Here is a 23593-nt window from a genome sequence, read left to right as displayed (position 1 = left end):
ATGCTCAAGGTGCACAATCTGTCAGGGGGATACGGGAAGGAACCGGTCGTCCAGCACATCTCATTTGAAGTGAATAAAGGAGAGATACTCGGTATTTTAGGCCCGAACGGCAGCGGGAAATCAACCTTGCTGAAAATTATATCCGGCATTTTGCCGAAACAAGAAGGAACCGTTGAAATCGACGGGCAGGATGCCAGTGTTTATTCACAAAAACAATTCGCCCAAAAAGTGGCGGTGCTGCCGCAGCTTCATGCCCATGCTTTTTCGCATTCCGTCAAAGAAACCGTATCGCTCGGCAGATACCCGCACCAGTCCGGGCTTTTCTCGACTTGGTCCAAAGAGGATGAACGAGCGGTACAGGACGCGATGGCGTATACCGGGGTAACGAAATACGAACATACGCCGATTGAAATTCTGTCAGGCGGCGAGCAGCAACGTGTCTTCGTGGCCCAGGCGCTGGCACAGGAAGCACCGATTTTATTGCTGGATGAACCGACGAACCATCTTGACATTGCACACCAGCAACAATTGCTTGATACAGTGCGCAGCCATGCGGTCGAAAAAGGAGTCACGGTCGTCTCGGTCTTCCATGACATCAACCTGGCTTCTCTTTATTGCGATCGGCTATTGCTTATGGAGAAGGGACGCATCGCCATGATCGGCAGCCCGCTCGATGTCGTCAAAGATTCCATGATCAGCAGTGTGTATGAGGCGCGGGTCAAAACTCAGCCGCATCCGGAATTGCCAAAACCGCAGATGACGCTCCTTCCTGATACAATGGATGAAATGAAGCCGTTCATCGTCACGAAAGAGCAGTTTGAGGTCTCTTCAAAACATGTTTCGCTAACAGCCGACCAGCCGCTAAAGACATTATCTTCTGCTGTACACAATGCTGGAATGGGCTGGTATCGGGCTTTCGTCAACCGTCATGTCGATGCGAATTACAATTGTGATGATGTTCAGGCGGAAAATGCGGCCTATCTGGAGCGAGAAGGATTCCATCTAACAGAAACGGTAGGCATGATGACGGCTGTCACGACGGAGCATGTAGAAATTGAAGAATTCAATGGGGAGTTTGGTTCCATTATTATTGCGGTGACTGCCGGCGTCGGCAATGCGGTCGATGTATCCAAGACACTTACCCGGGATCAGGAGCAGCGCATCGGGACGATTAACACGTGGGTCATTGTGAATGGACATTTACCGGATGAGACGTTCATCCAGGCGATGATTACAGCGACCGAAGCGAAGACGAAAGCCCTTCAGGATGAAGAAGTTCTCGACCCGCTCACTGGAACGATTGCAACGGGCACCTCAACGGACAGCCTGCTAGTTGCGGCGACGCAAAGGGGAGAGTGGCTGCCGTATGCCGGTCCCATCACGCCGTTAGGCAAACTGGTCGGTCACGGCGTGTATGAGTGCACAATCCGCGCGATTCGCGCTTACAAGAAAGCGAAGGGATGGACGGTATGATTCCCGCACATTTTATTGCCATCGCTATAGGGTTTGTTCTCGATCGCCTCATTGGAGATCCGCCGAACTGGCCCCATCCTATCAGATGGATCGGCACGTCCATTTCGAAATTGACCCGTTTGTTGAATAAAGGACGATGCCGATTTGCGAAAGGGGCGGTCCTGTTTGTTGTCATGATTACCATCGTGACGGCTATTGTCCTAGCCATCGTCAGCATTGCTTACCAAGTCAACTTGTACGTAGGCATCTTGGTCGAAGCCCTTCTGATCGCCATCGGATTAGCACAGAAAAGCTTGAAAGACGCAGCGATGGATGTCTATGAACCTCTTAAGGCGGGCGATATGGGGAAAGCGCGTGAAAAGCTGTCCTGGATAGTTGGAAGGGATACGGAGCATTTGGAAGAAGGGGAGATTGCCCGTGGCGCCATCGAGACAGTGTCCGAAAATACGGCGGACGGCGTGACATCCCCCTTATTTTGGGCGTTCCTCTTCGGGGCACCCGGATTATGGCTCTATAAAACCGTGAATACGCTCGATTCCATGGTTGGCTACCGGGATGAACGGTATGAGCAATTCGGCAAATGTTCGGCACGTGCGGATGATGTGTTGAATTTCCTTCCCGCACGGATCACTGGCTTGCTCATGATGCTGGTTACCCGGAATGAATTAGGCACGCCTCTCTCCAAACGGCTTGCTGGATGGCTCCGGGATGCTCGCAGGCACCCGAGCCCGAACAGCGGGTATTTGGAAGCTGCTACTGCATGGCAGCTTGGCGTCAAACTTGGTGGAACTAATACATACAGAGGCGTTGTGTCGAACCGTCCGGAAATTGGGCCGGGCACGACACCGCTTCGCGCGATGCATATTCAAAAGGCCATCCGTCAAATGCATACAGTGGCGTTTGTTTTTTGGCTTGTGATGACCGGAGTAGGAGTGTTAATTTATGCGATTACCTGATCATGGGGCGAACCCCCGTCAGCTCTATAAGCGATTCGGACTGGAGGCGCCAGAGCAAATTCTCGATTTCAGTGAGAACTGCAATCCGGAAGGACCGCCACAAACTGTGCTGGATATATGGCCGGATTTAATGTGTAAGCTATCCGCCTACCCGCACCCAGATGGTGAGCCCTTTAAGCAAGCGGCGGCTGCTTTTCACAACGTGGACGCAGCGAAATTGCTCGCTGGAAATGGGGCTGCGGAATTGTTGGCGCTTCTAGCGGCACGGTATCGCGGCAAACGGGCGATCGTCGTCCATCCGACGTTTTCAGAATATGAAGCAACCTTGCGGGCAAACGGAGTGAGCATCCAGCCAATTGTGGCATCGGAGGAAAACGGTTTTCAATTGCCGCTTCAGCCGATATTGGACTCTATGGAGCAGGCGGATGTCATCTACCTTTGTACGCCGAACAATCCGACGGGCATCCTGCCGACACGGGAAGAATTGAGGACTATCATTTTGCGGGCAAGGGAAGTCGGGACTGAGGTCGTTCTCGATGAAGCATTCATTGATTTTGTGGATGAATCCTTGTCATTCATCCCTGAACTAGATGCATTCCCGCACATGATCGTCGTGCGTTCGATGACGAAAATGTATGCAATTCCCGGTATTCGTCTCGGGTATATCGCGGCGGACCCATCCATTATCGGAGAAATGAAGAAGACAGCTCCCCACTGGAACGTGAATGGCATCGCTGCTGAAATCGGTGCGATCTGCCTTGGCGAACAGGAATACCGGGAGCGGGCGATCGAACACGCGAAAGTGGAACGTGAAAAAATAACCGCCTTTTTACGGGCAGAAGGATGCACGGTAACAGATTCCGTCTCCAATTTCTTGGCGTTCTCATTGAAAGAGGGTCAGGACGCAAACAAATTGTATTCGGACATGCTCGCGCGTGGCATGGTATTGCGCCATTCGGAGAATTTCCAAGGGATGGACGGCCGCTGGCTGCGAGTCGGCATGAAAAGCGAAACGGATTTGAATCTGTTGAAAGAGGAGCTGTATCGATGGTTCGCAGCCAACTGACGTTCATCAGCGGCGGGGTCCGCTCGGGGAAAAGTTCGTTCGCGGAAGCAATGCTTGTTAAAGAAGCGGAAGAAGAGCACGGCCGACTCGTCTATATCGCATCTGGAACAGCAACAGATGAGGAAATGGAGAGTCGGATTCGCAAGCACCAGTCGGATCGAGCCGGACACAATTGGCTGACGATCGAGCAGCCGACCCGCTTGGAAGAGGCACTCAGCACAATCCAGGAAGGTGATTTCGTCCTCTGGGACTGCCTGACTACATGGCTCGCGAATGAATTGTACGACGGATGGGAAATTGGGGCGCCGTGCATTGGACAACCGGGTTGCATGGAATGGAAAGCGGATGAAGTGATCCGGACGATTCAGGCGATCGCGAAGCGGGCGTCTCGTTTCATCATCGTGTCGAATGAAGTATTGGATGAACCGGCCTCCATCTATGAAGAAACAAGAATCTATTGCGACTGGATTGGGCGGCTGCACCGGCAGATTGTCCAGCTGTCGAGTACAGCAATCGAAATGGATCATGGCATTGCGGTTTATTGGAAACGGGAGGAGGCAAGCAGGGATGAACGGACTAATGGTCATGGGCACGGCGTCTGACGTCGGCAAAACGATGCTCTGCACAGCGTTTTGTAGATCGCTCGCGAATGAAGGAATCAAAGTCGCTCCTTTCAAATCACAAAACATGTCTCGGTTTGCTGCGGTTCTCCCGGATGGGAAAACGATGAGCCGGGCGCAATATTTGCAGGCGGAAGCCGCTAAGACGGCGCCAATTATCGAGATGAATCCGATTTTATTACAGCCTTGCGGCAATCAAACATCGAATGTCTTCATGAACGGAGAGAAATTCGGCCCTGTAGAAGGGATGGCCTATCGCGATCAATTTTTCGAACGCGGCATCGAAGCGATCCGTTCCTCTCTCGATAAGCTGGCCGGCCTTTACGACACGGTCATCATCGAAGGAGCGGGCAGTCCGGCGGAAGTGAACTTGAATGACCGCGAACTGGTCAATATGCGTGTTGCGGACATGGCGGATGCTCCGGTCTTGCTCGTTGCGGACATCGAACGCGGCGGTGCGATCGCTTCAATCGTAGGAACGCTTCAATTGCTGGCGCCAGAACACCGGGCCCGTGTCAAAGCAATTGTTATTAATAAATTCCATGGAGATGTCGAATTATTTCAGGACGGCATTGAATTCATTGAGTCCTATACGGGCATCCGTGTGGCAGGCGTCATCCCGTTTAAAGCAGACCATGGCATCGAAGAAGAGGACATGGAACGCGCAGTGCAGGACGCCCCGCAAGGAATCGATCGTTATGACGAATGGGCGGCGTATATCCAGGCACATATCGATTGGCTGTACATCAAATCACTGCTCACGGGTGAAGCGAAATGACCGGACTGATGCTGGCATTGCAGTTTTTCACATCCATCCCTGTGCGGAAAGAGCTGCCGCTCGGCAAGAAGGAAGTGACCGGCATGTACATGGCGCTCCCGTTCATCGGCGCGCTTATCGGCTCCGTCATGTTCGGCGCGGCGTGGCTCTGTACAGAAATGCTCGGCATGGGATCCTTCCTGACAGCGGTCATCGTCGTAGTGGTTGGAATCGGACTCACGGGCGGTCTGCATGTCGATGGATTTGCGGACGCCGGAGATGCTTTTTTCTCCTACCGTGACCAGAAAAAACGGCTCGAAATATTAGAAGACCCTCGCATCGGCGCATTTGGTACGATGGCCATCGTATTATTGATTGCCGGCAAGATCGCTTTGTTTCAGGAATTAATTGCCGCAGGGAAAGGGAATGTGCTGCTTTATGTGGCGGTTCCTTTCCTGGCAAGGGCAGGGATGAATGTATATTTCGCGTCCATCCGAACAGCGAAAGAGGAGGGGCTGGCGTACTTCTTCCAAGGGAAACTGAAGAAGGGCATCCTTTTCGGCTGGTCGATTGGGATTGGAATTGTTGGTTTGATTCTTCTGGGGTACTACTTCGGAAACATTGTGCTTTCTGTTATTCTGTTGGGCGTAATAGCACTCGGTTTGTTGATTTACCGTCGATGGTCGGTCCGTAACTTCGGCGGCGTAACCGGCGATTTGGCCGGTGCGTTTGTGGAAGGGATGGAGGCGCTAGTATGGTTGACGATCATCATCTGTATTTGATTCGCCATTTGCCAACTGAAGGGAATAGGAAGCGCCAATATATAGGCTGGACCGATGAGGCGATTTCAAGTGGCCACGGCAGGTCGCGGCTGGATTTATTCGGTGAGGTCAAGACAGTGTACGGAAGCGATTTGCTCCGTGCGAAGGAAAGTGCAGCTGTTTATTTCCCCGAGGCGGCCTACGTGGCAGATAGCAGGTGGCGGGAGTGCCATTTCGGAGATTTTGAAGGAAAAACATATGCGGAGCTGGAAACGGATGAGGAGTACCGCATGTGGATAGACGATCCAAAGGGAGTGGCTCCAAGAGGCGGAGAATGTTTGGCCGAAGTGGAAGCGAGAGTGCGGTCAGCGCTTTTGGATATGCCGTCCGGAAGCGTCATTGTCACACATGGCGGGCCAATTCGGTCGATGTTAGCGCTTTTTTCACCGGAAGGGCCAAGTGATTTTTGGTCATGGGCTGTTCCGCATGGATCGGTTTGGAAGCTGGTGTGGCGCCATTACGACGACTTGAAGGAGGGGTTGCCGTGCATATCTTTATCGGAGGTGCCCATAACGGAAAGCGAGAGTTTGTAAGAAACTGGATGGAGGAGCCGTCCCAATGGGAGTGGGTCGGTGAGGGGCATGCATGGAGTTTGGACCGTTTGGCGGAAGTGGATTCGGAATTCATTGTACTGGACCGCATCGAGGAGTGGCTGGAGCGTTCTTCAATGGACGAAGCCGATGCATGGAATCATATAATAAAAGGAATAGAAGGCAAGGAAACCGTCGTCATTCTGACGGATATTGGCCGTGGCATTGTGCCGGTCGATCCGGAACAACGGAAACTTCGGGATCAATGCGGACGCCTCTACCAATGGCTTATGGCGGAAGCGGATGAAGTGACCCGGATCTGGTACGGTCTTGCACAAACATTGAAGAAAAGGGGAGAGACAGGATGAAAATTTATACACGAACTGGGGATAAGGGGAAAACAAGTTTAATCGGCGGGCGCGTCGATAAGGACAGCTTGCGCGTTGAGGCTTATGGAACGATTGATGAGCTGAATTCATTTATCGGGAAAGCGATGACGGAGCTGGATGCAGATAAATTCAAAGATTTATTGGAAGACCTCGAAGCGATTCAAAACGAATTGTTCGATGGCGGCGGGGACTTGGCCAATGTAATGAAGGAGCGCCATTATAAATTATCGGAGGAGCCGATTGAAGTCCTCGAACAGCGGATCGATGCCTTAATGGAGGAAGCACCGCCACTCGAGAAATTCATTTTGCCAGGAGGCTCGCCTGCAGCCGCGACGCTTCACATCGCGAGAACCGTGACAAGACGGGCAGAACGTCTGACCGTAACGTTAATGAAAGCGGAAGAAGAAGTGCCGCCAACTGTACAGAAATATTTAAACCGGCTATCCGATTATTTATTTGTAGCAGCGCGGATTGTCAATGCGCGGATCGGCGTGCCGGATAATGAGTATGTCCGCAGTGCGAAAGTGTTCCGGACAGGGAAAAAGAAAGAGGACTGAACATGCAACTGAAGAGACTGACGTTAACCGCAATTTTTGCGGCACTATGCGCCATCGGAGGATTTATCAAAATCCCTTCCGGCATCGGTTCGCTCGCGCTGGATACCGTGCCGGCATTATTGGCCGCGGCATTTTTACCGCCGGTTTTCACCGGCCTCGCATCGTCGATCGGCCATTTGTCGTCTGCCATGTACGCGGGATTTCCGCTCGGGCCGTTCCATTTGCTCATTGCGATCGAAATGTTTGTCATTTTGTTTGTGTTTGCGAGACTTCATAAAAGCGGCCGGCACGTATGGAAATGGCTATTCTTCATTGTCGCAAACGGGCTGTTGGCCCCGTTGCCATTCTATTTCCTCGTGTCTCCGGCATTCTTCATCGGTGCCGTTCCGGCGATTTTCCTCGCCACAGTATTAAATGCAGCGGTTGCCGGTATCGTCATGCCGGCGGTAGAGAAGGCGATGAGCCGGAGGGCTGGTTTGATTCAATGAGGGTTGCGGTGGAAATGAAAAGCGGTTGGATGGAGAAAACTTTGAAGCAGGTTTGAATCAAGAGACACAACGTTTAATTGGATGATTCAATAAGGACCTGTAGGGAAACTGAAATTTGGTTAGACGGAAGGTAGGAAGGCGGTTGGAGCGAATGAGAAATGCAGTCCACTTGGAAGGCGGTTTGATTCTTTCGACCGATAATTCCGGAGGTATCGGAATGAAGGCGGCGGATATCGTCAGCGTTCCCGATCGGACGACCGCACGATTTGCCGCCCGCGTGGCACTGCTCGAACAATGGGCGGCAGGAGCTGAACCGATCGCCGCGCTCATCCATAACTTCAGCGGTCCGGAAAGCTGGCCTGCCTATGAAGCCGGCGTTCGGGAAGTATTTGAAGAAGCCGGTATAGCACCGCCGTCGATAACAGGGAGCACTGAGACAAACATGACTCTTCTGCAATCTGCAGTTGCGGTTACCATGATCGGCAAACAGATAAGGGCCGTGGAAGAAGGGGAAGTCGTTTGGTTCACTTATGGCGTTCCTCTCGTCGGAAACGCTGTGCTTGAACAGGAACAGCAAGTCGCCTCGCTTCGTGCCATTCGCGAAGCGCTTCAATTTGGGCTGGTCAAGCGTCTATGGCCTGTCGGGTCAGGCGGTTTGCTGAAAGAAGTGCAGGATTTATTTGAGAGTGATGATATAACAATTCAATCTCCACTCGATATGGCAGCCTCCGCGGGACCATCCACCTGCGTACTCGTCGCTGTCCCTGTAGGTGGCGTGGACGAAGCGAAATCGCATTTTGGAGAGAACTTGCATGAGCTGGTTGTGGTGCGTTGAGTTGCAAAGTAGTTGGGTGAAACCTGTAGATCCTTTGAGGAAAGGGATTTGCAGGTTTTTTGTTTTGGTTGGACTTTGCTGGTGGTTTAGGTTATCTGGCGTTCGTTTTGATTTACTGGCGTTCGGGCGGGTTATCTGGCGTTCGTTTTGATTTACTGGCGTTCAGGCGGGTTATCTGGCGTTCGGTTTGTTTTACTGGCGTTCAGGTAGGTAATCTGGCGTTCGATATATTGGCGTTCATCCGGAGTTAATGGCGTTCGTTTCGATATATTGGCGTTCATCCGGAGTTAATGGCGTTCGTTTTGTTATATTGGCGTTCATCCGGAGTTAATGGCGTTCGTATTGATATATTGGCGTTCATCCGGAGTTAATGGCGTTCGTTTTGAATTATTGGCGTTCATCCGGATTAACTGGCGTTCGATTTGATTTACTGGCGTTCATCCAGATTAATTAGCGTTCCAACTTTATTTGGCGTTTTCCTCAGTAATTTGGCGCGGTCTCCGGTTATTTGGCGTTTCTCTCGCTGATTTGGCGCGATACCCAGTTGATTTGGCGAATTCCTCAATAATTTGGCGCGAGGCCACCAGTTTAGGTGAGGCCCCCGGTTAATTTGGTATCTCCTTCAAAGTTTGACGCAAGCCCCAAGTCTATTTCCATTCCTATTACAATCGCCGGACAATCAACCCAACTAACTTTACTCACCAAACCAATCCTGCCGGCCATTTCAATCTCCAACCCCAATGTCTCCATACCCCCTTTATCCGCCGCCCCCAAAAACAAATTCCCTACACATCAAAAAACTCCAACTTTCCTGAATGATTGAAAATAAACGTTGACTGAATGCTCATTCATATTCTAAACTAGAATCAGAATATCGACATCTGTATAATTTTCTACTACACTATTCGTAACGTTCATATGATTGGGAAAGGGGAGAACATGGATGAAACCGTTATTGATTGCCAACTTGGTTTTGTTCCTTGCGGTTACGGCGTATGCTTTGGCGTTGTTCACATATTTGATTCGCACGCGTGTTGAGTATATTAAGCTTGGCCGGAAAGAAGAGTTTGATAGCCGGGTTTCGGAGCGTTTGCGGGAAGTTTGGGTCAATGTGTTTGGCCAGAAGAAGTTATTGAAGGATAAGAAAAGTGGTTCGATTCACGTCATGTTTTTCTATGGGTTCCTGCTTGTGCAATTTGGGGCGATTGATCTCATTTGGAAAGGGCTAAAACCGGGGTCGCATTTGCCGTTTGGTCCGATTTATGGTGCGTTCACTTTTTTCCAGGAAATCGTCGTTTTCATGATTTTAGTGGCGGTTGTATGGGCTTTCCATCGCCGTTATGTTGAAAAGCTTGTCCGTTTGAAACGAGGATGGAAGTCGGGGCTTGTCCTTATTTTCATCGGGACACTCATGTTGTCTACATTGGTTGCGAATGGCATGAATATGATTTGGCAGGGGCATGAAACGACTTGGACGGAGCCTATGGCGTCCGCAATTGCAAGCGCTTTCGCATTTTTATCGCCAACAGCAGCAGCGGCCATATTCTTCGTTGCCTGGTGGATTCATTTGCTAACATTGCTGACGTTCCTCGTTTATGTGCCGCAATCGAAGCACGCGCATTTGATTGCTGGACCGGTTAATACGTATATGATGCGCTTCGACCGTCGCGGGAAATTGGCGCCGATCGATTTTGAAGCGCTGGAGGAAGCGGAAGACGAAGATGATATGCCGGCTCTTGGGGTTGGCAAAATCACCGATTTCACGCAGAAGCAAATGATCGACTTCTACGCGTGCGTGGAATGCGGCCGCTGTACGAATATGTGCCCGGCAACAGGCACGGGTAAAATGCTTTCGCCGATGGATTTGATTACAAAGCTTCGCGATAATTTGACGAATACTGGTGCACTTGTAACGAAGAAGCAGCCATGGGTGCCGACATTCGCCTTCAAGCAGACGAAGGGGAATCAAATTGCACTCGCTGCTGGTATGGAAGGCGCGACGATCGACGATATTTACAGCCCGTCACTCATCGGGGATGTCATTACCGAAGAGGAAATTTGGGCTTGTACGACTTGCCGGAATTGTGAAGATCAATGTCCGGTTATGAATGAGCACGTGGATAAAATCATTGACCTGCGCCGTTATCTTGTTATGACGGAAGGGAAGATGGATGCGGATGCACAGCGGGCGATGACGAATATCGAACGCCAAGGAAATCCGTGGGGCTTGAACCGGAAGGAGAAGGAGAATTGGCGCGATGCACGTCCGGACCTTCATATTCCGACGGTTAAGGAATTGAAAAAATCGGGTGAAGAATTCGAGTATCTGTTCTGGGTCGGCGCAATGGGTGCGTTCGACAACCGTTCACAGAAAATCGCACTTGCGTTTGCGCATCTGATGAATGAGGCAGGCGTGAAGTTCGCGATTCTCGGTAATAAAGAAAAGAACTCAGGAGACACGCCGCGACGCCTCGGGAACGAGTTTTTATTCCAGGAACTTGCGACTGCGAATATTGAAGAATTCGAGAAAAATAGTGTTACGAAAATCGTGACAATCGATCCGCATGCCTATAATATTTTCAAAAATGAATATCCGGATTTTGGATTCAAAGCGGAAGTGATCCACCATACGGAGCTTCTTGATCAGCTGGTGAAAGCCGGCAAACTGGAACCGAAGCATGCGATCAATGAAACGATTACGTTCCATGATTCCTGCTACCTCGGCCGCTACAATGACGTGTATGATCCGCCGCGTGAAATTTTGAAAGCTATTCCGGGCGTTAACCTCGTCGAAATGAAGCGGAATCGCAATGATGCAATGTGCTGCGGAGCTGGCGGCGGTCTCATGTGGATGGAAGAAGACGCAGGGCACCGTGTCAATGTTGCTCGTACAGAGCAGGCGCTTGAAGTGAGCCCGGGCATCATTTCTTCCGGATGTCCGTTCTGCTTGACGATGTTGTCAGATGGAACGAAAGCAGTTGAAGTCGAAGATAAAGTCGGCACATATGATATTGCAGAGTTGCTAGAGCGTTCTGTTTTCGGTGAAGATTGGCAGCCGGCAATCGAGGAAGAGGAAGAGCCGGTTATGCAATAAGATGTTTGCAGACAGAACAGAACAGCGATATAATTAAGAAAATATGAAATACCAAGAAGACTGGTAGTTTCCAAAACCGAAGAGGGAGTGCGCAACACTCCCTCTTTTTCTAAATGAACATCGAGCGAGCGTTCAGTCGTCGATGGAAAATAAAAATGTAAACGCTATCAAAACAGGAGGGGTTGGAATGGCGAAGACAGTTATTCTCGAAGGGGCACGCACACCATTTGCAAAGTTGGGAGGTGCACTTTCCAAGAAAACAGCAAGTGATTTAGGGGGCCTCGCGATCAAAGGGGCATTGGATCGTGCAGGCGTTCAGCCAGATGAAGTCGATGAAGTCATTATCGGTACTGTATTGCAGGCAGGCCAAGGCCAAATTCCATCGAGGCAAGCCGCGACAAAAGCTGGCATTCCATGGAACGTCAAAACAGAGACGATCAATAAAGTGTGTGCTTCTGGTATGCGAAGCGTCACACTCGCTGATCAGCTCATCCGGCTTGGCGAGGAGGAAGTGATCGTGGCAGGCGGCATGGAATCAATGTCGAACGCACCGTATTATGCACCTGGCGTCCGGTTTGGATTGAAGATGGGGGATGCGTCCCTTGTTGACGGCATGATCTACGACGGCTTATCTTGTTCGTTTTCACCGGAACGTGTTCATATGGGGACATATGGCAACAGCACAGCTGAAGAGTTTTCCATTAGCCGCGAGCAGCAGGACGAATGGTCGCTTCGAAGCCACGAACGTGCGTTGAATGCAATCGATGAAGGCTTCTTCGCAAAAGAAATCATTCCCGTCGAAATCCCTCAGCGTAAAGGAGATCCGGTTTTGGTAGCGCTCGATGAAGCGCCGCGTCGCGATACTTCGCTTGAATCATTGGCTAAATTACGTCCGGCTTTCGGAAAAGACGGCACCATCACGGCAGGGAACGCTCCGGGAGTCAATGATGGGGCATGCGCGCTCGTGTTAATGAATGAAGAGCGTGCGCTGAAAGAAGGTAAGAACCCGCTTGCCACAATTATTGGGCATGCGGAAGTGGCGGTTGAACCACAAAACTTCCCGCAGACACCTGGTTTAGTTATTAACGAGTTATTGAAAAAGACAGGGAAAACACTTGAAGATATCGACTTGTTTGAAATAAACGAAGCATTTGCAGCCGTGGCGCTTGCCAGTTCACAAATCGCAGGACTTGATCCAGAGAAAGTGAATGTGAACGGAGGAGCGGTGGCACTCGGTCATCCGATCGGTGCAAGCGGCACGCGGATCATTTTGACACTTGCCTATGAATTGAAACGCCGAGGCGGCGGTATCGGCATTGCATCCATCTGTTCGGGTGGCGGGCAAGGCGACGCCATCATGATTGAAGTGGCAAAAGAAAAGTGACAGCTTGGGGTAAGGCAACGAGTTACATGCTAATTTTGGATGCCATTTGACGTATCAGCAGTAACTAGTAACTCTGAGGCGCTACTTATAAGCGGTTTTATGCTCGGTATGATCCGGTTTATGCGCGCCTGGCCATTGGTTATGCGCGGATAAGGCGGCGGTATGCGCGTGTGTCGCGAACTTATGCGCGGCTAAACGGTTTTATGCTCGGTTCCATCCCGTTTATGCGCGCCATGCCGCCGGTTAAGCACATCCCTTCAGCGTGGCAGAATGATTCAACGACAAAAGAGAATTTATATTAAAACTAAATTTAATACATTTGCAATCTAACAGATCAAGTAAGGGGAACGGAGGAAATGGACATGGAAATCAAAAAAGTGATGGTGATCGGTGCGGGACAAATGGGGGGCGGCATCGCTCAGGTTTGTGCGCAGGCCGGTTATGATGTGAAGTTGAATGATATTAAAGAAGAATCCTTTGTGAAAGGGTTCGCGGTTATTGAAAAGAACTTATCTCGCAATGTGGAAAAGGGTCGTCTGACAGAGGACGAAAAGGCAGAGGTGCTGGCTCGCATTACGAAATCACTCGATTTGCAGGATGCTTCGGATGTGGATATTGTCATCGAAGCGGCCGTGGAAAATATGGACATTAAAAAATCCATTTTCAAGCAGCTGGATGGCATCGCTCCTGCGCATGCCATTCTTGCGACAAACACGTCGTCATTGCCGATTACAGAAATAGCAGCGGTGACGAATCGTCCGGGCAAGGTGATCGGAATGCATTATATGAATCCGGTGCCGGTCATGAAACTTGTGGAAATCATTCGTGGATTGGCAACAGAAGATGCGGTATACGATGCGGTGGAAGAGATGACCCGCAAACTGTCTAAGACACCGGTTGAAGTGAATGACTTCCCTGGATTTGTCGCGAATCGTGTTTTAATGCCGATGATCAATGAAGCGATTTTTACGTTATATGAAGGCGTTGCATCCAAGGAAGCGATCGATGAAGTGATGAAGCTGGGCATGAACCATCCGATGGGACCGCTTCAGCTCGCTGATTTCATTGGCCTTGATACGTGTTTATACATTATGGAAACGTTGTACGAAGGATTCGGCGACTCCAAATACCGTCCGTGTCCGCTGCTTCGGAAATATGTGAATGCCGGCTGGCTCGGCAAGAAATCGGGTCGCGGCTTTTATGAATATGCCTGACGAACATCACGTCAGGTTCTGAGACCAGGTCACTATGAGACCTTAAGTAAATGGCAAAGGAGATCAATCAAATGGATTTACGATTCACCGAAGAACAGCAGATGATGCGGACCATGGTGAGGGATTTCGCTAAATCAGAAATTGAACCGTTCATTCCGAATATGGAGGCGGGGGAATTTCCACGGGAGATCCTGAAGAAGATGGGGGAACTCGGTTTGATGGGCATTACGGTGCCTGAAAAATATGGCGGTTCGGAGATGGACTTCGTTTCCTATATCATCGCCATTCATGAGTTGTCGAAGGTGAGTGCCGTTGTCGGCGTCATTCTCTCCGTTCATACGTCTGTCGGGACGAATCCGATTCTTTATTTCGGTACTGAGAAACAGAAGGAGACGTATATTCCGAAGATGGCATCCGGTGAATACTTGGGGGCTTTCTGCCTGACAGAGCCACAATCGGGCTCTGACGCGGGGTCATTGAAGACACGGGCCGTGCGGCAGGATGATCACTACATAGTAAACGGCTCCAAAGTATTTATTACGAATGGCGGGGAGGCAGATGTCTACATCGTATTCGCTTCCACCGAGCCGAAACTTGGAACGAAGGGCATTACCGCCTTTATTGTCGATAAAGGCACGCCGGGTCTCGTGATCGGCAAGGACGAGGAGAAGATGGGCTTGCACGGTTCGCGGACCGTCCAATTGACTTTCGAAGATATGAAAGTGCCTGCTGCAAACCGGCTTGGCGAAGAAGGCGAAGGGTTCAAGATCGCCATGGCGAACTTGGATGTCGGCCGGATCGGCATTGCCGCCCAGTCCCTTGGGATTGCGGAAGCGGCTTTGGAAGCGGCATCCGGATACGCGAAGGAACGCGTGCAGTTCGGTAAGCCGATCGCTGCCAATCAAGGCGTTGGCTTCAAACTCGCTGATATGGCGACGGCAGCTGAAGCGTCAAGGCTACTTGTGTACCGGGCTGCCCAGCTGAGAGCGGAAGGGAAGTCATGTGGTAAGGAAGCTTCCATGGCTAAATTGTTCGCTTCGCAAGCAGCGATGGACAATGCAATCGAGGCAGTGCAGGTTTTCGGCGGCTACGGCTACACGGAAGACTACCCGGTGGAACGATATTTCCGCGATGCGAAAGTGACGCAGATCTATGAAGGCACAAGCGAAATTCAACGCCTCGTTATTACAAAAAATCTAATCAACTATTAACATAGACAACTCAATAGGAGGAAAATGAGATGGACTTTAAATTATCAGAAGAACATGAAATGATCCGGAAAATGGTTCGTGATTTTGCAATGAAAGACGTTGCGCCAACAGCAGCGGAACGTGATGAAGAAGAACGATTCGATATGGATATCTTCAAGAAAATGGCGGAGCTCGGCTTAACAGGCATTCCTTGGCCGGAAGAGTACGGCGGCATCGGCAGCGACTATCTTGCCTATGTCATCGCAGTCGAAGAGCTCTCACGTGTCTGCGCTTCCACGGGCGTAACACTTTCCGCACACACCTCTCTAGCAGGATGGCCGGTATACAAATTCGGTACAGAGGAGCAAAAACAGAAGTACCTTCGTCCAATGGCAGAAGGAACGAAAATCGGCGCGTACGGATTGACGGAGCCAGGCTCAGGTTCAGATGCGGGCGGCATGCGCACAACGGCGAAGCTGGACGGCGATCATTACGTGTTGAATGGCTCGAAGATCTTCATTACAAACGGCGGCATAGCAGATATTTATATCGTCTTTGCTGTAACGGATCCAGAGTCGAAACATAAAGGAACGAGCGCTTTCATCGTTGAGAAAGATTTCGCTGGTTTCTCAGTCGGCAAGAAAGAGAAGAAACTTGGAATTCGTTCCTCGCCTACAACTGAAATCATGTTTGATAACTGCCGCGTGCCGAAAGAGAATTTGCTTGGTGAAGAGGGAGAAGGTTTCATTATCGCCATGAAAACACTCGACGGCGGTCGGAACGGAATTGCGGCTCAAGCAGTCGGCATCGCGCAAGGCGCACTCGACGCAGCGGTCGATTATGCGAAAGAGCGTGTTCAATTCGGCAAACCAATTGCGGCAAATCAAGGAGTGGGCTTCAAGCTCGCTGATATGGCGACGGCAACGGAAGCGTCCCGCTTGCTTACGTACCAGGCTGCGTGGCTGGAATCGAACAATCTTCCGTACGGAAAAGCGTCTGCGATGGCTAAATTGATGGCTGGCGATACGGCGATGAAAGTGACGACGGAAGCGGTTCAAGTGTTTGGCGGCTACGGCTATACGAAGGATTATCCAGTTGAACGCTTCATGCGTGACGCGAAAATTACGCAAATTTATGAAGGAACGCAGGAAATTCAGCGTCTTGTCATCTCCCGCATGTTGACGAAGTAACGGAGGTGCGTAATGCAATTGAAACGTGAAGTGAAATCATCTGTCAAAGATGAAGGGTTGATTGAAAAAAGACGCGAGCAGATTATTGACGGCGCGGTGAAGCTCTTCAAGGAAAAGGGGTTCCACCGCGCGACGACCCGCGAGATCGCAAAAGCGGCCGGGTTCAGCATCGGCACGTTATACGAATATATCCGGACGAAGGAAGATGTCCTTTATTTAGTGTGTGACAACATTTACCACGAAGTGCAATCCCGGCTCTCCTCTGTCATGCAGCAGGAAGGGACGCTGGAGGGGCTGCGGGCTGCGATCGGCGAGTACTTCAGCTTGATCGATGATATGGCGGATGAATTTGTTGTCATGTATCAGGAATCGAAGTCCTTGCCGAAGGATGCGCTGCAATATGTTTTGAAAAAAGAGCTTGAGATGGTCGGCTTGTTTGAAAACTTGCTTGCGTCTTGTGTCGCATCAGGTGAATTGCGGCTGGCGGACAAGGAAATCAACCTGGCTGCCCACCATATCGTCGTTCAAGGGCAAATGTGGGCGTTCCGCAGATGGGCCTTGCACAGCCGCTATTCAATAGAGGAATTTATTGAAATGCAAACAGAGCAATTATTCAAAGGGATCACATCACGTTCGTGAAATGAAGCAGAAGGGGTGGTTCACTCATGGCAACAGTAGATATTTATAAACCAAAGCATCATGTCCGCTTCGTGACGGCATCCAGCCTGTTCGATGGACACGACGCTTCCATTAACATCATGCGCCGCATCTTGCAGTCAACGGGTGCAGAAGTCATTCATCTCGGTCATAACCGTTCGGTCGAGGAAGTCGTCAATGCGGCAATCCAGGAGGATGTGCAAGGCATCGCTATTTCTTCCTATCAAGGCGGACATGTCGAGTATTTCAAGTACATGCATGATCTTCTGCAGGAAAAGGGAGCCCCACATATCCGCATCTACGGCGGAGGCGGCGGTGTCATTTTGCCGAAGGAAATCAAAGAATTGCATGATTACGGCATTGCGTGGATTTTCTCTCCGGAAGACGGTCGCAAGCTCGGTCTCCAAGGGATGATCAACCGGATGATGGAAGAATGTGATTTTCTGACGGAAAAAGCGGATGAGCTGGCGAATCTTGACCGTGTCAGCACAGAGGCGCCTGAAGTACTTGCCAATTTGATCACGTATGCGGAAGAAATGCATGACAAAGGCAGCGAGGACGCGAAAGCGTTCATCGAAAAGGCAAGAAGCATGTCGAAGCAGACGCCTGTTCTTGGGATTACGGGGACAGGGGGGGCCGGGAAAAGTTCATTAACAGATGAATTGATCCGCCGCTTCCTTCGCGAGCTGCCGGAGAAGAAAGTCGCTATCCTGTCAGTAGATCCGACGAAACAGAAAACGGGAGGCGCACTTCTTGGTGACCGGATCCGGATGAACGCCATCTTCAACAAACGTGTTTTCATGCGCAGCTTGGCAACACGCGGTTCCAGAACTGAACTGTCCGGTGCCATCCAAGATGTGCTCGATGTCGTGAAAACGGCCGGCTACGATTTGATTATCGTGGAGACGAGCGGAATCGGGCAAGGGGACGCGGAAATTACGGAAATATCCGATGTGTCGATGTATGTCATGACGAGCGAATTCGGTGCGCCGACGCAGCTGGAGAAGATCGACATGATCGACTTTGCGGACTTGATTGTCATTAATAAATTCGAACGGAAAGGGTCCGAAGATGCGTTGAGCCAAGTGCAAAAACAGTATCAGCGGAGCCATATGCTGTTCGATAAGGACTTGGATACGATGCCGGTGTACGGCACGATTGCGAGCCAATTCAATGATAAAGGAACAAATTCGCTTTTCGCAGCGCTTGTAGGGAAGCTGAATGAAAAATGCTCACTCGACTGGGAAACATCTTACACAGAGTTCGTCAAGACGCAAAAGCAGAACGTCATCATTCCAAACGACCGGACGCATTACTTGCGTGAAATTTCCGGGACGATTCGGGACTATCATAAAAAATCAGCCCAGCAGGTGGACCTTGCGCGTAGGCTTTTCCAATTGGAAGGTGCACTTCAGGCGGTTAAGGATTCTGCCCCTGAGGATGCGCTCATTGCATCACTAGAGTCGCTTGCGGAAGGCGTGCGTGAGGAGCTGACAGGCGAATCAAAACGGATTCTTCAAAACTGGCAAGCCTTAAAGCAGGCGTATGCAGGCGATGAATTCGTCACAAAAATCCGGGATAAAGAAATCCGCACGATCCTGAGGACAACAAGTTTATCAGGACTCAAGATCCCGAAAATCGCACTTCCGAAATATGAGGACTATGGCGAAATCCTGCGCTGGGTGTACAAGGAAAACGTACCAGGTTCCTTCCCATACACAGCCGGAGTGTTCCCGTTCAAGCGCGAAGGGGAAGATCCGAAACGCCAATTCGCGGGAGAAGGGACGCCGGAACGGACGAACCGCCGTTTCCATTACTTGTCGAAAGACGACGACGCGAAACGCTTATCGACAGCCTTCGACTCCGTAACGTTATACGGGGAAGATCCTGACGAACGGCCGGATATTTACGGAAAAGTCGGGGAGTCAGGCGTCAGCATTTGTACATTGGAAGACATGAAGAAACTGTACGACGGCTTCGACCTTTGTGCGCCGTCGACATCCGTTTCAATGACCATCAACGGACCAGCTCCAATCATCTTGGCGATGTTCATGAATACGGCAATCGATCAGCAGGTGAGAAAGCTGGAAGAGGAACTCGGCCGGACATTGACTGTCGAGGAATTCACTGACATCCGGGAAAAAACGCTCCAAGTCGTCCGTGGTACAGTACAGGCGGATATTCTGAAAGAGGACCAAGGACAGAATACATGTATCTTCTCGACGGAATTCGCGCTCCGGATGATGGGGGATATCCAGCAGTACTTCATTGATCATAAGGTGAGGAATTACTACTCCGTCTCCATTTCGGGCTATCATATTGCGGAAGCCGGGGCCAACCCGATTTCGCAGCTTGCGTTTACGCTGGCAAACGGTTTTACGTATGTTGAATATTATTTGAGCCGTGGAATGAAAATTGATGATTTCGCGCCAAACTTATCGTTCTTCTTCTCGAATGGCCTTGATCCGGAATATACGGTCATCGGGCGGGTGGCGCGCCGCATTTGGGCAGTCGCTATGCGGGAGAAATACGGCGCCAATGAACGGAGCCAAAAACTGAAATACCACGTCCAAACATCAGGCCGCAGCCTGCATGCGCAGGAGATTGATTTTAATGACATCCGGACGACGTTGCAAGCTCTTATGGCGCTGCAAGACAATTGCAACTCGCTCCATACGAACGCGTATGATGAAGCGATCACGACACCGACGGAAGAATCGGTGCGCCGGGCAATGGCAATCCAAATGATCATTACGAAGGAACATGGCCTGTCTAAAAATGAAAACCCGCTCCAGGGGGCTTTCATTATCGAAGAACTGACAGACCTCGTGGAAGAAGCAGTCCTTCAGGAGTTTGACCGTCTGAATGACCGTGGCGGCGTGCTCGGTTCCATGGAGACGCAATACCAGCGCGGCAAAATCCAAGAGGAATCGATGCATTATGAGATGAAGAAGCATTCGGGCGAATTGCCGATTATCGGCGTCAACACGTACCTGAACCCGAATCCGCCATCGGAAGAAGACATCGATAACATGGAAATCGCACGCGCGACGAAAGAAGAAAAAGAAACGCAGATTGCCAATTTGCGTTCGTTCCAACAGCAGCATGAAGAGAAAGCCGAGCAGGCGCTTCGTCATCTTCAGGAAGTGGCGACAACGGGCGGCAACATATTCGCTGAACTGATGGAAACCGTTAAAGTGGCAAGTCTTGGCCAAATCACAAACGCGTTATACGAAGTGGGCGGCCAATATAGAAGGAATATGTAAGGGAAGAGCTACAGAAACTTGAAGGACGATCCACCAGCGGATCGTCCTTTCTTCCATGCCAAGTGACTAACTAATGAATAAATAGGGTACACATAACATATGTAAATACTTGGGCGTTTTATTAGAATGCCGAAAAACCATAATTCCAAATCATTGGATTCATAGGACGTCAAGACTAAAACATTTTCAATTTGTTGGATTCTTAGTGGATTTTGGATGTTCAACATCCGTATAATAAGGATACAAGCGAAGGGGGCCAGGCCGGCATGAAAACGTACCATCACGCAATCATCATTTTGATCATTATTGTCCTGATTTATTTCATGTACGGTGCCGGTTTGGGCGCGATCCCATTCTTGCTCGCAGCCTCGTACCTTTCGTGCCTGAGCATCAAAGAGTTCAGACGATTCAAGAAGAGTAAAAGATGGTAGCATAATAGGGACAGCTTTGTATATAATGATAAGTATGCTTATGTTCAGGGAAAGGACGTGCGTCTATTGAATCTTAAAGAAATGACAAAAGAAGAACTAGCTGAAGAATCCATGATTGACATTGCGTTTGCCATTTTAACAGACCGGCGCGAACCATTGACCCTTCAGCAGTTGATGGATGAAATCCGCGAATTGACGGGTATGAATGAAAATCAAATGCAAGACAAGCTCCTGCAATTTTATACGGATATGAACATCGACGGTAGATTCCTTGCTATCCACGATAATCGTTGGGGCCTCCGTGAGTGGTATCCAGTCGATCAAATCGAAGAGGAAACAGCTCCAGTCGTTAAAGTACGCAAGAAGAAAAAGAAGAAGGCGTATGACGATGAGGACGAGGAAGAAGAGGAAGATCTCGTAGAAGACGAGGATGAAGAATTGTTCGATGAGGAATATGATGAACTCGACGAAGAAGATGATGATGAAGACCTCGATGAGGAAGAAGAAGAGGAAGACATCATCGAAATCGAAGAAGATCTAATTGATGCGGACGATGAGCTGGAAATCATTCCGGACGAGGAACTCGACATTGACGAGGAAGAACTCGATGAGGAAGATGAGGAAGAGTTAGAAGAGGACGAAGAAGATCTCTAATAATTATTGCTTGACTTCGAGCTCCTGAAGAATTAAGATTTAATTGGGCTCCTTGAAAAAGGACACATGAATTCATGTATATGCGCTCCTCTTGTAGATAGACTACAACGAGGAGCTTTTTTGTTGTTTCATATGCATCCGGTCACACCCCGAAAAAAGAATGGAGGAGTTATTCATGACAAAATACGTATTTATTACCGGCGGTGTCGTATCTTCGCTAGGTAAAGGAATCAACGCAGCATCTCTCGGACGGCTTCTCAAAAACCGCGGATTACAAGTGACAATGCAAAAATTCGATCCATACATTAACATAGACCCAACGATGATGAGCCCGTTACAGCATGGTGAAGTGTTCGTCACCCAAGACGGCGCAGAAACGGATCTCGACATCGGCCATTACGAGCGCTTTATCGACATCGAATTGAATAAGTACTCCAACATCACAATGGGGAAAGTGTACTCGAACGTTCTTCAAAAAGAGCGGAACGGTGAGTATAACGGAGCGACTGTCCAAGTCATTCCGCATATCACGAATGAAATCAAAACATTGATCAAACGTGCAGGGCAGGAAATGAAAGCGGATGTCGTCATCACGGAAATCGGGGGCAGCGTCGGCGATTTCGAATCTCTTCCATACCTTGAAGCCATCCGTCAAATGAAAACAGACCTTGGCAAAGATGATGTCATGTACATCCACAACACGCTTATTCCTTACTTGAAGGCAGCAGGCGAAATGAAAACAAAGCCGACGCAGCATAGCGTTAAAGAACTTCGCAGCCTGGGCATCCAGCCAAACATGATCGTCGTGCGCAGCGAATATCCGGTGCCGCAGGAAATGAAAGATAAGATCGCTCTTTTCTGTAACATCAAACCGGAAGAAGTCATCGAGGCACGTGACGCAGAAACATTGTACGAAGTGCCGCTCCGTTTGCACGAGCAACGCATGGATGACATCGTTGTCGAGTTCCTTGGCCTTGAAACAAAAGCGCCTGAAATGGGCAGCATCGAGGAAATCGTCAGCCTCGTGAAAAACTTGAAAAACAAAGTACGCGTGGCCCTCGTAGGAAAATACGTGGAGTTGCAAGATGCTTACATCTCCCTCGTGGAGGCATTGCGTCACGCGGGCTATGCGTTTGATGCCGATATCGACATTAAATGGATTAACTCGGAAGAAGTGACAGAAGGCAATGTAGCGGAGATGCTAAAAGATGTCGAAGGTCTTATCGTTCCTGCTGGTTTCGGCGAGCGGGGCGTAGACGGCATGATTCATGCAGTTGCCTATGCACGCAAGCACAATCTTCCATTCCTCGGCATCGGCCTTGGCATGCAGCTGGCTGCAGTCGAATATGCACGCGATGTCATGGGACTTGGCAATGCGCACTCTGTTGAATTTGACGCGCATACAAAAGATCCAATTTTCGTCATCCACCCGGATTTCCGCGGCAGAGAAGACGAAAGTGCACTTCGCCTGGGCAATTATCCATGTGAAATCAAACAAGGCACAAAAACATACGAAGCATACGGTAAAGATTTCGTAGAAGAGCGCCATCGCCACCGCTACGAATTCAATACGGCTTATAAAGAGCAATTTGAGCAAGCGGGCATGGTCGTAGCCGGCATCAGCCCGGATCAGCGGCTCGTTGAAATCATGGAACTGCCAAGCCACCCATTCTTCATCGGCTGCCAATTCCATCCGGAATACGCATCACGTCCGACGCGTCCGCAGCCGCTCATTCGTGAATTCGTCAACGCTGCGCTTCAACATAATAAATAAAATAATCCTGGCCGCACGCGGCAAACAGGTTGATAGTTCGAACGATGAAAACCACCCTTCAACAGTTGAAAACAGCTGCAAGAGGGTGGTTTTTACGTTGGAAAAGCCGGCGAGTTATTGGCGTTCATCCGGAGATATTGGCGTTCAATTCGATTATCTGGCGTTCATCCGCGTTTTCTGGCGTTCAATTCGATGATCTGGCGTTCATCCGCGGTTTCTGGCGTTCCTTTCGATGATCTGGCGTTCA

Annotated in this window: 23 protein-coding genes; 22 read left to right on the top strand and 1 reads right to left on the bottom strand. The window is 50.0% G+C overall.

Going from position 1 to position 23593, the window contains the following annotated elements:
- The 12 genes from L7D49_RS03720 to L7D49_RS03665 all read left to right on the top strand — a co-directional run bounded on the left by L7D49_RS03720 (position 1) and on the right by L7D49_RS03665 (position 8743).
- Positions 1-1473 carry an adenosylcobinamide amidohydrolase gene (locus tag L7D49_RS03720; RefSeq protein ID WP_238079477.1) on the top strand — a complete coding sequence of 491 codons (1473 nt, stop codon included), beginning with the start codon at positions 1-3 and terminating at the stop codon, positions 1471-1473.
- Positions 1473-2429 carry an adenosylcobinamide-phosphate synthase CbiB gene (gene cbiB, locus L7D49_RS03715; protein ID WP_238079672.1) on the top strand — a complete coding sequence of 319 codons (957 nt, stop codon included), beginning with the start codon at positions 1473-1475 and terminating at the stop codon, positions 2427-2429. The genes L7D49_RS03720 and cbiB overlap by 1 nt, the downstream gene beginning before the upstream one ends.
- Positions 2416-3495: a threonine-phosphate decarboxylase CobD gene (gene cobD / locus L7D49_RS03710; protein ID WP_238079476.1), complete on the top strand. Its 1080-nt coding sequence runs from the start codon at positions 2416-2418 to the stop codon at positions 3493-3495. Before cbiB ends, cobD begins: the two co-directional genes overlap by 14 nt.
- Entirely contained in the window at positions 3477-4097 is a 621-nt protein-coding gene (locus L7D49_RS03705; protein ID WP_238079475.1) for a bifunctional adenosylcobinamide kinase/adenosylcobinamide-phosphate guanylyltransferase, read from the top strand. Before cobD ends, L7D49_RS03705 begins: the two co-directional genes overlap by 19 nt.
- Entirely contained in the window at positions 4063-4893 is an 831-nt protein-coding gene (locus tag L7D49_RS03700; protein ID WP_238079474.1) for a cobyric acid synthase, read from the top strand. Before L7D49_RS03705 ends, L7D49_RS03700 begins: the two co-directional genes overlap by 35 nt.
- Positions 4890-5654 (top strand): adenosylcobinamide-GDP ribazoletransferase, encoded by a 765-nt coding sequence (gene cobS / locus L7D49_RS03695; protein WP_238079473.1) that lies wholly within the window; start codon positions 4890-4892, stop codon positions 5652-5654. Before L7D49_RS03700 ends, cobS begins: the two co-directional genes overlap by 4 nt.
- Positions 5627-6226 (top strand): histidine phosphatase family protein, encoded by a 600-nt coding sequence (locus L7D49_RS03690; protein ID WP_238079472.1) that lies wholly within the window; start codon positions 5627-5629, stop codon positions 6224-6226. The genes cobS and L7D49_RS03690 overlap by 28 nt, the downstream gene beginning before the upstream one ends.
- Positions 6178-6591, top strand: coding sequence for a bifunctional adenosylcobinamide kinase/adenosylcobinamide-phosphate guanylyltransferase (locus L7D49_RS03685; protein ID WP_238079471.1), 414 nt, complete (start codon positions 6178-6180; stop codon positions 6589-6591). Before L7D49_RS03690 ends, L7D49_RS03685 begins: the two co-directional genes overlap by 49 nt.
- Entirely contained in the window at positions 6588-7169 is a 582-nt protein-coding gene (locus tag L7D49_RS03680) for a cob(I)yrinic acid a,c-diamide adenosyltransferase (RefSeq protein WP_238079470.1), read from the top strand. Before L7D49_RS03685 ends, L7D49_RS03680 begins: the two co-directional genes overlap by 4 nt.
- Positions 7170-7171: 2 nt before the next feature.
- Positions 7172-7657, top strand: coding sequence for an ECF transporter S component (locus tag L7D49_RS03675; RefSeq protein ID WP_238079469.1), 486 nt, complete (start codon positions 7172-7174; stop codon positions 7655-7657).
- A gap of 151 nt (positions 7658-7808) precedes the next feature.
- Complete coding sequence (locus L7D49_RS03670) at positions 7809-8492, top strand: hypothetical protein (RefSeq protein WP_238079468.1); 684 nt, start codon at positions 7809-7811, stop codon at positions 8490-8492.
- A 59-nt stretch (positions 8493-8551) separates the two neighbouring features.
- A complete protein-coding gene (locus tag L7D49_RS03665) occupies positions 8552-8743 on the top strand; it encodes a hypothetical protein (RefSeq protein ID WP_238079467.1) in 192 nt (63 codons plus the stop codon).
- 337 nt (positions 8744-9080) lie between these two features.
- Here L7D49_RS03665 and L7D49_RS03660 read toward each other — a convergent pair whose 3' ends face one another.
- Positions 9081-9233 (bottom strand): hypothetical protein, encoded by a 153-nt coding sequence (locus tag L7D49_RS03660; protein WP_238079466.1) that lies wholly within the window; start codon positions 9231-9233, stop codon positions 9081-9083.
- A gap of 202 nt (positions 9234-9435) precedes the next feature.
- Between L7D49_RS03660 and L7D49_RS03655 the strand changes: the two genes are divergently transcribed.
- The 10 genes from L7D49_RS03655 to L7D49_RS03610 all read left to right on the top strand — a co-directional run bounded on the left by L7D49_RS03655 (position 9436) and on the right by L7D49_RS03610 (position 23346).
- Positions 9436-11586, top strand: a complete 2151-nt coding sequence (locus L7D49_RS03655) for a heterodisulfide reductase-related iron-sulfur binding cluster (RefSeq protein ID WP_238079465.1) — start codon at positions 9436-9438, stop codon at positions 11584-11586.
- A 187-nt stretch (positions 11587-11773) separates the two neighbouring features.
- Entirely contained in the window at positions 11774-12970 is a 1197-nt protein-coding gene (locus tag L7D49_RS03650; protein WP_238079464.1) for an acetyl-CoA C-acetyltransferase, read from the top strand.
- A gap of 362 nt (positions 12971-13332) precedes the next feature.
- On the top strand, positions 13333-14184 hold the full coding sequence (locus L7D49_RS03645) for a 3-hydroxybutyryl-CoA dehydrogenase (RefSeq protein ID WP_238079463.1): 852 nt from the start codon (positions 13333-13335) through the stop codon (positions 14182-14184).
- 71 nt (positions 14185-14255) lie between these two features.
- Positions 14256-15395 (top strand): acyl-CoA dehydrogenase, encoded by a 1140-nt coding sequence (locus L7D49_RS03640; protein WP_238079462.1) that lies wholly within the window; start codon positions 14256-14258, stop codon positions 15393-15395.
- Between the two features lie 29 nt (positions 15396-15424).
- A complete protein-coding gene (locus tag L7D49_RS03635; RefSeq protein WP_238079461.1) occupies positions 15425-16564 on the top strand; it encodes an acyl-CoA dehydrogenase in 1140 nt (379 codons plus the stop codon).
- A 12-nt stretch (positions 16565-16576) separates the two neighbouring features.
- Positions 16577-17203 (top strand): TetR/AcrR family transcriptional regulator, encoded by a 627-nt coding sequence (locus L7D49_RS03630; protein WP_238079460.1) that lies wholly within the window; start codon positions 16577-16579, stop codon positions 17201-17203.
- Positions 17204-17229: 26 nt separating this feature from the next.
- On the top strand, positions 17230-20487 hold the full coding sequence (gene icmF, locus L7D49_RS03625) for a fused isobutyryl-CoA mutase/GTPase IcmF (protein WP_238079459.1): 3258 nt from the start codon (positions 17230-17232) through the stop codon (positions 20485-20487).
- A gap of 266 nt (positions 20488-20753) precedes the next feature.
- Positions 20754-20918 (top strand): hypothetical protein, encoded by a 165-nt coding sequence (locus L7D49_RS03620; protein ID WP_238079458.1) that lies wholly within the window; start codon positions 20754-20756, stop codon positions 20916-20918.
- Positions 20919-20975: 57 nt separating this feature from the next.
- Entirely contained in the window at positions 20976-21572 is a 597-nt protein-coding gene (gene rpoE, locus L7D49_RS03615) for a DNA-directed RNA polymerase subunit delta (protein ID WP_336246370.1), read from the top strand.
- 175 nt (positions 21573-21747) lie between these two features.
- Complete coding sequence (locus tag L7D49_RS03610) at positions 21748-23346, top strand: CTP synthase (RefSeq protein WP_238079456.1); 1599 nt, start codon at positions 21748-21750, stop codon at positions 23344-23346.
- The last annotated feature ends 247 nt before the right edge of the window (positions 23347-23593 follow it).

Origin of the sequence: Sporosarcina cyprini (assembly GCF_022048975.1) — a bacterium.
GTDB lineage: Bacteria > Bacillota > Bacilli > Bacillales_A > Planococcaceae > Sporosarcina > Sporosarcina cyprini.
Note: the sequence above shows the minus strand (reverse complement) of the source record. Positions and strands in the feature narration are given on the sequence as shown.

Excerpts from the sequence above, each read along its gene's own strand:
- L7D49_RS03720 (WP_238079477.1), top strand. The coding sequence starts at position 1 with ATGCTCAAGGTGCACAATCTGTCAGGGGGATACGGGAAGGAACCGGTC.
- cobD (WP_238079476.1), top strand. The coding sequence starts at position 2,416 with ATGCGATTACCTGATCATGGGGCGAACCCCCGTCAGCTCTATAAGCGA.
- L7D49_RS03705 (WP_238079475.1), top strand. The coding sequence starts at position 3,477 with ATGGTTCGCAGCCAACTGACGTTCATCAGCGGCGGGGTCCGCTCGGGG.
- L7D49_RS03700 (WP_238079474.1), top strand. The coding sequence starts at position 4,063 with ATGAACGGACTAATGGTCATGGGCACGGCGTCTGACGTCGGCAAAACG.
- cobS (WP_238079473.1), top strand. The coding sequence starts at position 4,890 with ATGACCGGACTGATGCTGGCATTGCAGTTTTTCACATCCATCCCTGTG.
- L7D49_RS03690 (WP_238079472.1), top strand. The coding sequence starts at position 5,627 with ATGGTTGACGATCATCATCTGTATTTGATTCGCCATTTGCCAACTGAA.
- L7D49_RS03680 (WP_238079470.1), top strand. The coding sequence starts at position 6,588 with ATGAAAATTTATACACGAACTGGGGATAAGGGGAAAACAAGTTTAATC.
- L7D49_RS03675 (WP_238079469.1), top strand. The coding sequence starts at position 7,172 with ATGCAACTGAAGAGACTGACGTTAACCGCAATTTTTGCGGCACTATGC.
- L7D49_RS03670 (WP_238079468.1), top strand. The coding sequence starts at position 7,809 with ATGAGAAATGCAGTCCACTTGGAAGGCGGTTTGATTCTTTCGACCGAT.
- L7D49_RS03655 (WP_238079465.1), top strand. The coding sequence starts at position 9,436 with ATGAAACCGTTATTGATTGCCAACTTGGTTTTGTTCCTTGCGGTTACG.
- L7D49_RS03650 (WP_238079464.1), top strand. The coding sequence starts at position 11,774 with ATGGCGAAGACAGTTATTCTCGAAGGGGCACGCACACCATTTGCAAAG.
- L7D49_RS03645 (WP_238079463.1), top strand. The coding sequence starts at position 13,333 with ATGGAAATCAAAAAAGTGATGGTGATCGGTGCGGGACAAATGGGGGGC.
- L7D49_RS03640 (WP_238079462.1), top strand. The coding sequence starts at position 14,256 with ATGGATTTACGATTCACCGAAGAACAGCAGATGATGCGGACCATGGTG.
- L7D49_RS03635 (WP_238079461.1), top strand. The coding sequence starts at position 15,425 with ATGGACTTTAAATTATCAGAAGAACATGAAATGATCCGGAAAATGGTT.
- L7D49_RS03630 (WP_238079460.1), top strand. The coding sequence starts at position 16,577 with ATGCAATTGAAACGTGAAGTGAAATCATCTGTCAAAGATGAAGGGTTG.
- icmF (WP_238079459.1), top strand. The coding sequence starts at position 17,230 with ATGGCAACAGTAGATATTTATAAACCAAAGCATCATGTCCGCTTCGTG.
- L7D49_RS03620 (WP_238079458.1), top strand. The coding sequence starts at position 20,754 with ATGAAAACGTACCATCACGCAATCATCATTTTGATCATTATTGTCCTG.
- L7D49_RS03610 (WP_238079456.1), top strand. The coding sequence starts at position 21,748 with ATGACAAAATACGTATTTATTACCGGCGGTGTCGTATCTTCGCTAGGT.